The sequence below is a fragment of the Hyphococcus lacteus genome (genome assembly GCF_041058985.1).
In the GTDB taxonomy this organism is placed as follows: Bacteria; Pseudomonadota; Alphaproteobacteria; order Caulobacterales; family Parvularculaceae; genus Hyphococcus; species Hyphococcus lacteus.
This window is the reverse complement of sequence record NZ_JBEHZE010000001.1, coordinates 1810136-1822519: the sequence shown is the minus strand read 5'-3', so window position 1 is coordinate 1822519 and position 12384 is coordinate 1810136. Positions and strand designations below refer to the sequence as shown.

The following is a 12384-nucleotide window of genomic DNA, read 5'->3' as shown; positions in this document are numbered from 1 at the left end:
GACACTCATCTGAAACATTGCTTGGCTGGCGCCATCGCAAAAACATGCTATACGCGCCCGCCAGTGGACCTCGTTTGCAGCCGAGATAAGAAATCCGACTAAAACAGTCAACATTAACACGGCCAAAAAATGCGCGGTGTGACCTGTTTTTTATACGGTTTGCGACAATCTTTGGGTCATTAGCGAAGTAAAAGGCTGGGGTATTCAACCCTCTGCCCAAGAACATTGAGAAGGGTAACGATGCCAGAAGTGATTTTCGCCGGTCCGGAAGGACGCCTTGAAGGCCGCTATCAAAAAGGAAAAGGCGAGAATCCGCCCGTTGCGCTGGTCCTCCACCCGCATCCACAGTTTGGCGGCACGATGAACAATCGCGCCACTTACGAGCTTTATCAGATGTTTGTCCGCCGTGGGTTCTCAACCATGCGCTTCAACTTCCGTGGCGTTGGCCGCAGCCAAGGCGAATATGACCAAGGACAGGGCGAGTTGGCCGATGCCGCAACGGCGCTTGATTACATGCAGCAGATCAACCCAAATGCTCCGTTCAGCTGGGTCGCTGGCTTCTCGTTCGGGTCTTGGATTGCGATGCAACTTCTGATGCGTCGCCCGGAAATCGTTGGTTTTATTGCCGGATCAACGCCAGCCAACCTTTACGACTTTTCGTTCCTTGCGCCTTGCCCATCATCAGGCGTCGTCATTCATGGCGAGATGGACCGTATTTGTGCACCGGAGGAAACCAGCGGCATGGTCGAGCGAACCCGCACACAAAAAGGGCGGAAAGTAGAGTTTCAAGTCGTCCCGGGCGCGGATCACTTTTTTACCAACCACCCGGAAGACTTCATCACCGCCGCAGAGACTTATCTCGACCGTCGCTTAGCCTATGAAACGCCAGAGGGCGAATATCACGGCGAATCATAAGACTAACCGCTTATTTTCAGTGCTTTTCCCCGGATTAACTTTTCTGCGCTATAGTTGCGCGATGAAAAGTGGTCCGGGGGGACACGCATGCTTGATAATATTCTAGGGCTCATACCGAGCTTACGCTCCAGATTTAAGGCAACGCTGACTGGCGTGAGTGGCTTCACCGGTCGCGGTATGGTCGGACTAACTCAAAAGAAAAATGGCACAAAACGACTGGCTGTCGCTCTACGCGGAATCGCAGGACGAACCGCAGAAATCATCATAGACGGACATCTAGCAGCAACCATTGCTGTCAAAGATGGTCGCGCAGGAAAGTGTTTCAACTCCGCCAAAGGCCATTCCCTTCCTGATTTCCGGGAAGGTTCTCAAATAGAAATTCGTCAAAATGGCGACGTTGTTTTGACTGGCGTTCTCTCTCGCGGTTAAATGAGCGCGCAATTTACGCTATTCAACCGGCAACGGAACAAACCACCTCATGGAAAACGATCATCCAGACGACGCAGACGAGGTTACTAGCCCGCCAAGAAAACTTTCTATCGGGCCACGTTTTTCGCCCGCATTCTTTCTACTTTGCGCAGGATCGTTATTTCTTATCGCGTTGCTGATTTGGTCTTATTAAGTCAAACCAACACGGCCAATCGCAAGGAATTTTTCTCGCCGTTGACGCTTCAGCTCTTCGGGTGAGAGCTGCTCCAATTCCCGCAATGAAGATTCTACTGCATCGCCTAAGCGTTCAATCGTTAGCCGCGCATCACGGTGCGCGCCGCCAACCGGCTCCGGAATGATGCTGTCCACCACACCCAATTCTAAGAGGTCCTGTGCCGAAATGCGCATGGCTTCTGCTGCGTCAGGCGCTTTGTTATCACCTTTGCCCGCAGCGTCTTTCCAAAGAATAGAAGCGCAGCCCTCTGGAGAAATTACTGAATATACTGAATGCTCAAGCATCAATACGCGGTTACCCGCGGCAAGCGCGACAGCACCACCAGAACCACCCTCGCCCACGACGACAGAGATGAGTGGCGAACTGAGACCGAGACATTTCTCTGTGCACGACGCAATGGCTTCGGCCTGCCCACGTTCTTCGGCACCACGCCCTGGGTAAGCACCAGATGTATCAACCAGGGTCACCACCGGTAGATTAAAACGCTCTGCCATATCCATAAGACGCATGGCTTTGCGATATCCCTCGGGGCGCGCCATCCCAAAATTATGAGCAACGCGACTAGCGGTATCTGCGCCTTTCTCATGTCCGATCAACATAATGGAATGACCACGCAATCGCGCCGGGCCACCGAGGATCGCAGAATCTTCGCCGAATGCGCGATCACCCGCGAGCGGCGTAAAATCATCGACAAGCTGGCTCACGTAATCTGAAAAATGCGGCCGCGATGCATGACGGGCAACTTGCACTTTTTGCCAGCGCGAAAGCTTGGAATAAGAATCCGCGAGCATCGTATCAGCTTTGGACTGAAGCTTCTCAATTTCCTCGTCCACATTGACCCCGGCCTCGCCATCCATCTGGCGTAGGTCCGCAATCCGGCCTTCAAGTTCTGCAATAGGTTTTTCAAAATCGAGATAGGTGCGCATAATTCTACTGACTCATCTTTTTTTGGGACCCTACAGAGGCCCGAGAGCGATTTCAAACGGGAATCAGCCTGATTTCGCGCTGATCTTATCCTTATTTACCCTGCTTCTTTGCTAACGGATGTTTCGAAAACACCAAATCTTTCAGCCTATCCTGAGCCACATGGGTATAAATTTGGGTCGTGGTGATATCCGCATGACCCAACATTTGCTGGACACTGCGGAGGTCTGCGCCCCCTTCCAATAGGTGCGTGGCGAAAGCATGCCGCAACACATGGGGTGAGACTTTTGACGGAGGAACGCCGGCTTTGACGGCCAAATCCTTTAACATTTGCCCAAATCGAGCAGAGGTTAGGTGGCCCGACTTTCCGCGAGAGGGAAACATCCATAGCGAATCCTTCTCATCGCTTGGGAAAAACGCATCGCGGCAATCGAGATATACCTCGACGGCGTCTAGCGCCCGGCCAGTTAACGGCGCAAGGCGTTCTTTATCGCCCTTCCCGCGAATAATGAGTAGTCGTTCACCCCGCCTCACCGCCGCCAACGGCAACCCGACCAATTCTGAAACGCGAAGCCCCGCAGCATACAACACTTCAAGCAAAACAATCATACGCCGCCCCTTCGGCGTAGCATCCTGCTCTGCTGCCTCAAATAGCGCTGTAACCTCATCAGTAGACAGAATTTTTGGCAAAGGGCGTTGAGTTTTTGGGCGATCAATCGAAGCGGTCGGATTATCAGATCGGTAATTCTCGCTATATAGAAATTGATAGAATTGCCGCAGCGCCGATACCTTTAGAGCGGCTGTTGAGGCAGCGAGTCCCTCAGCCTCCATCACAGCCAACCATGCCGCTATATCGTCCGCACCAGCGGTTTGTAGCGCTTCCCCGCGAGGCAATGTGAAAACGGCAAACCGCTCAAGATCACGCCCATAATTTTTCAGTGTATTTGCGGCAGCGGCGCGTTCCACCGCCATCATTTCTAAAAATGCTTCTATCAGGCGCGCATTCGTTTGCCTGATGTCGTTGCGATCACTCATTCGCACTCATCAATTAGCGCGCGGCTTAACCCGCGGCACCATTCCGGCTTCGTCTTGGCTCGCACCGCCGCTTGAAGCTTCATCGGTCATTCCCGTTGACGAAAATGTTGCTGCCCAAGCACGCTCAAACTCATGCAAGCGTCGCAATTCTGGCATTCCCGCAGCGTTAAGCCCTTCACCAACAACCACCATTTCAACTTCGCCATTGGCGCGCGCTTTCCCGGCGGAAGCTGCAAGTGCTGCAAGGCTAGCCTGACCCGGCTTCTCACCAGCAACAGCATCAAAGGCCGCAACAAGAATTCGGGCAGTGACCGATGGGTCTTCATGTGCAGAAACGCTGCTCACATGAGTAGGTTCATCAGTTAACAACGAGACGCCTGCGCCTCTCGCAATCCTTGCAGCAGTCTGCGGATCGAGATGCGACAATAAATTGACGCGGTCGATAAAGTCTAAGCCCAGCGGCTCGGGCAATGCCGCAACACTTTCATTCGCACCAATCATCGCAGACAGCCAGCGACCTGCCCCGACACTATCACCAACGGCCATGCGCGCGAGCGCAAAGTTCGATGCTTCTTCTGGCGTGACCAAAACACCTTCAAGGGCGACAATATCATCTGCATAAAGAAGAGAAAGACTATAGGCTCGATGAAAGCTCTTTGCACGGCCTAATGCAAATGAAATTCGCTGTGCTTTATCACGAATGAATTCTGGTGCGCTCATTGCGGTAATTGACTGATATAAAAGCGCATCAAGGGTAATGTCTTGTGGGCGCGCTTTGGCGACATCTACTGCGGTGCCTAATTCTGCAACCTCAAAAGTGATCCCATCAAACAACCGTTTAAGTGACGCAATTTCAACGGCCCCCATCGCGACAGCTTGCTCCGCCGCTTCGATACGAAGGCCGGTATCAGCCTCGTCATCATTCAAAATTGCAGATAAAACGCCGCCCTCAGCATTTGCAATAGCACCAGCATCGAGCGCGAGCCCTGCCGATTTAGCCGCCGCATATTGAATTGCCGTCGTTACAGGCGGAATAACCTTGGGTTCAGCGCCGGCAACTGACAGCAATAGCGCTTCGTCACCACCGGCTAATGCACCACGTTCGCGCAGCAAATTCATTGTTAGGTCAAAAGCATCAAGCTCGCCCGCGCGCGCATAACAAAATGCACGTAGCCGGACCCAGAACAACGCTTCGCGGCCACCATTTAACGATGAACCGCGCCGACATGCGGCCTCCGAATCGCCATTGAGCAAACTGATTGTCGCATCGGCTTCCGCAACCGTCAGGTCAGACCGACCAGCGGTTGCTAGACTCGCAACATCACGGGCTTCTTCAACAAAGCCAGCGCGCGCCAGCGCAAGAAGTTTGTGGCCGCCTAACGAAGGGCTAGCACCACTTGGTTTCGTCCCGGAAGACAAAAGTGTCCGGCGCATGGCCTTTCCGATGCTTGGAGAAATTGGCCGCGTCGGCATGTAGCCCAACAGATATTCAAGTGTTTGAGGATCACTATTATGCCAGAGCGAGGTCGGAAGTGCCCCCTCTGCGGGCCCAATACCGCCAATAGCAAAGGCGTCTGTCGCGATTGGCGCGCTTTCAACAGTCTCAGGTGCGGCGATCTGCGCCACCGCGAACGGTGTAATCGTACTCGCTAGGAATATTGCCCCGAGCCCCCAAAGATTTGCTGAGCGTTTATTGCGTAACATAGTTGGCATCCACTTCGATCTCGCGAACCTCAGGCTCCATCATTTGGCCATAGATAAACAGTCCCACAAGGCCAGCCAGCGCCAACAGAAATAGAATCGCTACGAAACGCACACCAATACTCCTCTGATAAACCTATATGGCCAGATAGGCCGTCCGGCCATATTCAACCCCAGAAATACCCAGCCAGACCTTGTCTGGCATCAACCCCAAACGCAATGATAGACTTCGCCGATCCTCAGGGAAATACCGAAATCCGGCTAGCATCCACTTGCGTGCTCCCCTACATCTACCCGTCATGATGCAATCTCGCAAATATCCCGACTTAAAATGTACCCGCCCCGTTGTTCTCGTTGGCATGATGGGGGTCGGCAAAACTACGATTGGCCGACGATTGGCCCCGCAACTCGACCTGCCATTCTATGACGCTGATCACGAAATTGAAAAAGCAGCAGGCATGAGCGTTTCAGACCTGTTCAAGACCCATGGCGAAGCTAGCTTTCGCGAAGGTGAAGCCCGGGTTATCAAGCGCCTCTTAGAGGGGCCGCCGCATGTACTGGCGACAGGCGGTGGGGCTTTAACAAACGAAGAGACAAGAACGCTGATCGCCGAGAACACCCTGTCTATTTGGATCGATTCAGATATCGAGACAATCATAAAGCGAGCGGGACGCCGCGACACCCGTCCGCTTCTGCAAGACGGAGATCCCCGCGAGACACTTTTGCGCCTTTCAAAAGAACGAGAAGAGTTTTATCGCGCTGCCGATATACAAATACAAAGCCAACCCGGCCCGCACGCGAATACCGTCGCCCTAATCTTAGAGAAACTTGATTCGAGCCCTTGGCTTTTAAGCCCTCGTGAGGAAAACGAATAATGACGACAGAAACGGTGCGCGTGCCCCTCGGTGATCGCGCCTATGACATTCATATAGGTGCGGGACTGCTTGAAACGGCTGGCACGATCTTATCGCCGCTTCTTAACCGCGAACGCGTAGTCGTTGTCACGGATGAAAATGTGTTCGCCGCTCAGGGCCAGGCGTTAAAAAACGGCCTATCCGGGATCAACGCTGAATTCATTATCCTTAAACCGGGAGAGGCAACAAAATCATTCGACGTTTTTCAGGACTTGACCGGTCGACTCCTGAATCTGGGCGTTGAACGCGACGATATTGTTATCGCATTTGGCGGCGGAGTGATTGGTGACCTGACTGGCTTCGCCTGCGCAGTCCTTCGGCGCGGATGTCGCTTCGCTCAAATCCCAACGAGCCTTTTAGCACAAGTCGATAGCGCCGTCGGCGGCAAGACAGCAATCAACGCCCCCCAAGGCAAAAACCTTATCGGCGCTTTTCATCAACCTACTGTGGTGATTGCCGATATAGTTAGCCTAGAAACACTATCCCCTCGTGAATTACGTGCGGGTTATGCAGAGATTGTGAAATACGGTTTGATTTCTGATGCGCCTTTCTTTGATTGGCTAGAAGAAAACGGAGCAGCCTTATTAACCGGCGACCAAGCCGCTCGAATTTACGCGGTGAAAAAGTCATGTGAGGCCAAAGCCGCCATTGTCAGTGCTGACGAACATGAGCGCGGCAAGCGAGCGTTATTAAACCTCGGCCACACATTCGGCCATGCCTTTGAAGCAGTCTTTGGATTTTCGGATAAATTACTTCATGGCGAAGGTGTTGCACTCGGGATGGTGTTGGCTTTTGAATATTCAGCGCGACGAGGCATGTGCAACGCAGATCAAGCAACACGCGTAAAAGCACATTTAGCGGCTTGCGACCTCCCCGTAGAGGCGTCAGCCCTAAGCAATAATCTAACGGCCGCGACACTGATTGAATACATGAAACAAGACAAAAAAGTTGAGCAAGGCGCGCTTACGCTTATCCTCGCAAACACGATTGGCGACGGAAAAATCGTAAAAGACGCCGATATTGAAGATGTCGCTGATTTTCTGAAGGAGAAAACTGGCCACTAAGGTCAGCGGAATCAAACCATGACAGATATAGATCCATCTCTTTTCATCTCTATAGGTATTATCTTTTTCCTGTTGGCGTTTTCGGCATTTTTCTCTGGCTCTGAGACAGCACTCACGGCCACATCTAAAGCGCGCATGCATAAGCTCGAGAGTGATGGCAATGCAAATGCTCGCCGCGTCAATCTCCTTATCAAGGACCGCGAACGTTTAATTGGTGCAATTTTACTCGGCAACAACCTTGTGAATATCCTCGCGTCCGTGATTGCTGCCAGTGTATTCACAACGCTTTTTGGGGCATCGTTGTTCGCAACTGGCCTTGCGACCGCTACGATGACTGTCTTGGTTCTTGTCTTCGCGGAGGTTTCACCAAAGACCGCGGCGATCGCACGGCCTGATGCCTTTGCGATGTTGGTGGCACCATTAATGCGATGGGTCGTGGTCGTATTCGCGCCAGTCACATGGTTGATCCAGCTTGTTGTCCGCACCGCGTTCAAAGTTTTTGGCCTTGATATTTCAAAAGATAGCGCTGTTTTCACGGCCCAAGAAGAATTGCGTGGCGCAATCGATCTGCATCACTCCGAAGGACGCGTCGATAAAGATGCACGCGATCTTATTCGCGGGGCTCTGGACCTCGAAGATATTCGCACCGAAGAAATCATGGTTCATCGCAAGTCGATTGAGATGCTCGACCTTGATAGTCCGAAAGACGCGATCATTCGACAAGCGCTCAAAAGCGCCCACACGCGGTTGCCGCTCTATCGTGAAAACCCGGACAATGTCATTGGAATCTTACACGCAAAAGATCTGTTGCGCGCATTGTGGGATGCAGAGGGCGATGCGAACGCTATCGATTTCGAGGCACTCGCTCGCGATCCTTATTTCGCGCCAGAAACCACAACACTTCAGGAACAACTTGATGCCTTCAAGCGCAAGCAAGAGCATGTTGCATTGATTGTAGACGAATATGGTGCCCTAATGGGCCTGGTGACACTCGAGGATATTCTCGAAGAAATCGTTGGCGAGATCGAAGACGAGCATGACAGCCCCGTATTGGGGGTTCGCCCTCAAGGTGACGGATCACTAAATGTTGATGGTGATGTCACGATACGGGATTTGAATCGTGCTATGGATTGGAATCTTCCGGACGCAGAAGCTGTAACGGTCGCTGGGCTGGTAATCCATGACGCTCAATCAATTCCAGATGTGGGGCAGACTTTTTCTTTTCATGGATTTCGGTTTAAAATTCTTCGTCGACGGCGCAACCAAATTACGGCTCTCAAAATTACGCGCATTATCAATTCCGCTTCATAAGAAAGTCACCCTATAATGGCGAAAGCGCCGGGTCGAAACGCCCTGTTTTTTATCTTCATCACAGTCATGCTCAATATGATCGGCTATGGCGTGATCATGCCCGTCATGCCGCAACTCATTATGGAAGTGACGGGCGAAGGTCTCTCGTCGGCGGCCAAATGGGGCGGGTACCTCGCCGTTGCCTATGCCGCGATGCAGTTCCTCATGATGCCGATCATCGGCGGTCTATCTGACCGATTTGGACGCCGGCCAGTGTTGCTCACCTCTCTCGCAGCATATTCGCTCGATTTCCTCGTAATGGCCGTCGCGCCCGTTATTGGTATTATCGTTTTTGCGCGAATGTTAGCTGGCGCATTTGCCGCGACGTTCTCTACCGCAAATGCTTATATTGCCGACATCTCCGCTCCGGAAAAACGAGCGGCGAATTTCGGCTTGATGGGGGCTGCGTTTGGTCTTGGCTTTATTATCGGACCCGGCATTGGTGGATTATTGGGTGACCATTATGGTCCGCGAGCACCATTTTATTTCGTTGCATGTACCGGAGCGTTAAATTTTCTTTTCGGACTATTCGTACTTCCCGAAACGCTAGCAAACGAAAACCGCCGGAAATTCGAATGGAAACGCGCGAACGCCTTCGGCAGTTTTAAGCAATTTGCCAAATACCCCGCTATGTTACCGATTGCACTCGTGCTCTTTTTTGGGCAAATCGCCCATTGGACCTACCCTTCCATATGGTCTTACTACGCCGAGGAAAAGTTCGCATGGACCCCGTCGCTTATTGGGTTGTCGCTCATGTTTGTGGGATTGATGTCGGCGATCGTTCAAGGGGGTGTCACTAGGATTGTGATTCCAAAAATTGGCGAGCGCGCTTCGGCGATCACCGCCATGTCTGTTACCGCTATATCTTACGTCCTATTCGCATTCGCCTCACAGGGGTGGATGGTCTATGCAGTGATCGCTTTTTCTGCGCTTGGTGGCCTTGCTCAGCCCGCTTTGCAGGGGATCATGTCGCGAACAATGCCTGCGAATGCACAAGGTGAACTGCAAGGTGCGATCGCTGCGGTCATGAGCCTTTCAATGGTCATTGGCCCTTGGGTGATGACGCAAACGTTTTCGGCATTTTCATCGCCCAATACACCGTTCACGCTGTTCAATGTCACGCTGTTCCCGAACGGCGCACCAATCTATTTCCCGGGTGCACCCTTCATTTTTGCGAGTGCGCTTGAAATTCTTGCGTTGGCTACGTTGTTTTTCGCTTTTGGTCGAATACGCCGTCCGCGTGAAGAGGCACCAACCAAAACCTAAATCGGCGCGCGGTGAAACGTACCGCCTTGCATCGGTCGCGGCACCCGCGTCGTCATTGGATAGCTCAGCGGTAATTTCTTCAAGCTGCGCACAGCGAGATAGGCGAAACATTCCGCCTCAAGATCATCGCCACGCCATCCCGCTTCTTCTGCGGGAACAACGGGCGCATCTAATCTTTCTCTTAGTGCCTGCATCATTGCCGGATTGTGCCGGCCTCCACCGCAAACGATGTAACCGCCGGGTAGCTCCGGAAAAAATTCCTCCGCCCGCTGGATACACGCAGCTGTAAACGCGGTCAGCGTTGCTGCGCCATCTTCCGGCATAAGACCTTTCACGTGGTCCAGTTTGAAATCATATCGATCAAGTGACTTCGGTGGCTTCCGGCGAAGATATGGCGAAAGCAGCATCATCCGTAATGCTTCCTCGTTGACAGACCCAGCCAGCGCCAATGCGCCGTCTTTGTCCATCGGCTCCCCGGTTTTTAATTCCAACCATTCATCAACAAGCCCATTTCCCGGGCCGCAATCAAACGCGACGAGATTAATCGGACCGGCACTCTCGGGCACATAAGTTATATTGGATACGCCACCAAGGTTGATGACTCCCACGGCACATTCTGGTCGTTCTGCCATCCCCGCGACAAGCGCGCGGTGATAAATCGGGGCAAACGGTGCCCCCTCTCCTCCGGCGGCAATATCTTGCGAACGAAACTCGCTGACGACATCAATTCTGATTTCGTCCGCCAAAACGCCACCATCACCAATTTGCCAAGTACGGCCCACACTATCTGGTTGGGTACGCGGACGGTGTAAAATCGTCTGGCCGTGAAAACCAATGACATCAACGTCTTTTCGTTTGAGACCGACTTGATCAAGAAACGCCTCAACCGCCGAAACATGAGCGGCTGTGACCTCGCCGGCAGCCTTACCGATCTCCGCCGCACCGTCCCGGCCTTCAAGCGCCGCTTTAATCGACCGCCGAACCCAAACCTTTAAGTCGCGGCTATAAGGCACATGAAGCGCTGGCCCAGCTTCGACGATATCCTCACCGTCAGTTTTTAATAACGCCAGATCAATACCGTCGAGTGAAGTACCGCTCATCAATCCGATTGCGGTCAAAACATCGCTCATAGTGCCTCTTTAATTTCTACCCCATGACAATACCTAGAGTCGCCACAAAGCCTGAAAGCATTCTTAACCAATTCGCCTTGCAGTGCCCAATTCGTTGGAAATCTGCGCCCATCATGCTAGGGGGCGGGTATATAGGCAATTCGCCCCGACGACAGAGATATAGATGACAGACCAAACCAACTTCAAATCCGAATTTCTCCGTATCCTTGATGAACGTGGTTTTATCGCACAAGGCACCAATCTCGAGGGTCTTGATAACGCCGCCAGCAAGGGAATTGTCACGGGCTATATCGGCTTTGATGCGACTGCAAAGTCATTGCACGCGGGCGGCCTCATTCAAATCATGCTGCTTTATTGGATGCAGCAAACCGGTCACCGGCCCATTGCGCTGATGGGCGGCGGCACCACAAAAGTGGGTGACCCGACTGGTAAAGATCAGCAGCGTAAGCTGCTGACTGATCAAGACATCACCGACAACATGAACTCGATTAAATCGGTGTTCACCAAATTTCTTAAATTTGGTGACGGGCCAACTGATGCGGTCATGGTCAACAATGACGATTGGTTATCGAAGCTCGGCTATATCGAATTTCTCCGCGACTACGGCGTGCATTTCACCATCAACCGGATGCTTGCATTCGACAGCGTGAAGTTACGTCTAGAACGCGAAAGCCCAATGACGTTCCTCGAATTCAACTATATGTTGATGCAAGCATATGATTTCCACGAATTGCTAAACCGGCAGAACTGCACACTTCAAATGGGCGGCTCTGATCAGTGGGGGAACATCATCAACGGGGTCGAACTATGTCGCCGCACTGACGGCAAAGAAGTTTTTGGCCTGACGACCCCGCTTCTTACCACGGCATCTGGCGGCAAGATGGGCAAAACCGTCGGCGGCGCTGTATGGCTGAACGAAGATATGTTCTCGCCATACGATTATTGGCAATACTGGCGCAATGCCGAAGACGCAGATGTTGAAACGCTGCTCGCGCGCTACACGGTCTTGCCCATGGATGAGGTTCGCAGGCTGGCCGCCCTTGAAGGAGCGGAAATCAACGAAGCCAAGAAAGTGCTTGCGACAGAAGCAACAGCCTTGCTGCATGGTCGCGACGCTGCCGACCGGGCTGCGGCGACTGCGCAAACCACGTTTGAACAAGGCGGCTTGGGTGGTGACTTGCCCACCATCGACCTTACCAATGCAGCGCTCAATACAGGCGCGCCAATAATCGACCAATTCATTGCCGCTGGTCTTTGCGCCTCGAAAGGGGAGGCTCGTCGTCACATCAAAGCACGCGCATTAAAACTGAACGATGAACCCATTGACCAAGAACGTAATCTGACTACGGATGATATTCGTGACGGAGCAGTAAAGATTTCGGTCGGAAAAAAGAAACACGCAATTATTCGTATCTCTTAGC

The 12384-nt window shown here is 52.4% G+C and carries 13 protein-coding genes; 7 read left to right on the top strand and 6 right to left on the bottom strand.

What is annotated here, in order from left to right; translation table 11 throughout:
* The first annotated feature begins 240 nt into the window (after positions 1–240).
* On the top strand, positions 241–915 hold the full coding sequence (locus ABFZ84_RS08695) for an alpha/beta hydrolase (protein ID WP_369313607.1): 675 nt from the start codon (positions 241–243) through the stop codon (positions 913–915).
* 87 nt (positions 916–1002) lie between these two features.
* Positions 1003–1344, top strand: coding sequence for a hypothetical protein (locus ABFZ84_RS08690; RefSeq protein ID WP_369313606.1), 342 nt, complete (start codon positions 1003–1005; stop codon positions 1342–1344).
* 189 nt (positions 1345–1533) lie between these two features.
* On the opposite strand, the gene ABFZ84_RS08685 is transcribed toward ABFZ84_RS08690, so the two are convergent.
* The 5 genes from ABFZ84_RS08685 to ABFZ84_RS08665 form a co-directional block, all read right to left on the bottom strand.
* Entirely contained in the window at positions 1534–2505 is a 972-nt protein-coding gene (locus ABFZ84_RS08685; protein ID WP_369313605.1) for an acetyl-CoA carboxylase carboxyltransferase subunit alpha, read from the bottom strand.
* A gap of 91 nt (positions 2506–2596) precedes the next feature.
* On the bottom strand, positions 2597–3538 hold the full coding sequence (locus ABFZ84_RS08680) for a site-specific tyrosine recombinase XerD (protein WP_369313603.1): 942 nt from the start codon (positions 3536–3538) through the stop codon (positions 2597–2599).
* Positions 3539–3547: 9 nt separating this feature from the next.
* Complete coding sequence (locus tag ABFZ84_RS08675; RefSeq protein WP_369313602.1) at positions 3548–5242, bottom strand: hypothetical protein; 1695 nt, start codon at positions 5240–5242, stop codon at positions 3548–3550.
* Positions 5229–5354: a hypothetical protein gene (locus ABFZ84_RS08670; protein WP_369313601.1), complete on the bottom strand. Its 126-nt coding sequence runs from the start codon at positions 5352–5354 to the stop codon at positions 5229–5231. Before ABFZ84_RS08670 ends, ABFZ84_RS08675 begins: the two co-directional genes overlap by 14 nt.
* 21 nt (positions 5355–5375) lie before the next feature.
* Entirely contained in the window at positions 5376–5540 is a 165-nt protein-coding gene (locus ABFZ84_RS08665; RefSeq protein WP_369313600.1) for a hypothetical protein, read from the bottom strand.
* Between ABFZ84_RS08665 and ABFZ84_RS08660 the strand changes: the two genes are divergently transcribed.
* From ABFZ84_RS08660 to ABFZ84_RS08645, 4 genes are read left to right on the top strand one after another with little or no spacing between them, the layout of a single operon-like run.
* Positions 5539–6114 (top strand): shikimate kinase, encoded by a 576-nt coding sequence (locus tag ABFZ84_RS08660; RefSeq protein WP_369313599.1) that lies wholly within the window; start codon positions 5539–5541, stop codon positions 6112–6114. The two genes, ABFZ84_RS08665 and ABFZ84_RS08660, sit on opposite strands and share 2 nt — an antisense overlap.
* Complete coding sequence (aroB, locus tag ABFZ84_RS08655; RefSeq protein WP_369313598.1) at positions 6114–7217, top strand: 3-dehydroquinate synthase; 1104 nt, start codon at positions 6114–6116, stop codon at positions 7215–7217. The genes ABFZ84_RS08660 and aroB overlap by 1 nt, the downstream gene beginning before the upstream one ends.
* A gap of 18 nt (positions 7218–7235) precedes the next feature.
* Complete coding sequence (locus ABFZ84_RS08650; RefSeq protein ID WP_369313597.1) at positions 7236–8528, top strand: HlyC/CorC family transporter; 1293 nt, start codon at positions 7236–7238, stop codon at positions 8526–8528.
* 15 nt (positions 8529–8543) lie between these two features.
* The gene (locus tag ABFZ84_RS08645) at positions 8544–9833 is read left to right on the top strand and encodes a TCR/Tet family MFS transporter (protein ID WP_369313596.1); all 1290 of its coding nucleotides are present in this window, start codon (positions 8544–8546) and stop codon (positions 9831–9833) included.
* On the opposite strand, the gene ABFZ84_RS08640 is transcribed toward ABFZ84_RS08645, so the two are convergent.
* A complete protein-coding gene (locus tag ABFZ84_RS08640) occupies positions 9830–10963 on the bottom strand; it encodes an anhydro-N-acetylmuramic acid kinase (RefSeq protein WP_369313595.1) in 1134 nt (377 codons plus the stop codon). The genes ABFZ84_RS08645 and ABFZ84_RS08640 overlap by 4 nt on opposite strands.
* 163 nt (positions 10964–11126) lie before the next feature.
* On the opposite strand from ABFZ84_RS08640, the gene tyrS reads away from it, so the two are divergent.
* Positions 11127–12383, top strand: a complete 1257-nt coding sequence (tyrS, locus tag ABFZ84_RS08635; RefSeq protein WP_369313594.1) for a tyrosine--tRNA ligase — start codon at positions 11127–11129, stop codon at positions 12381–12383.
* The last annotated feature ends 1 nt before the right edge of the window (position 12384 follow it).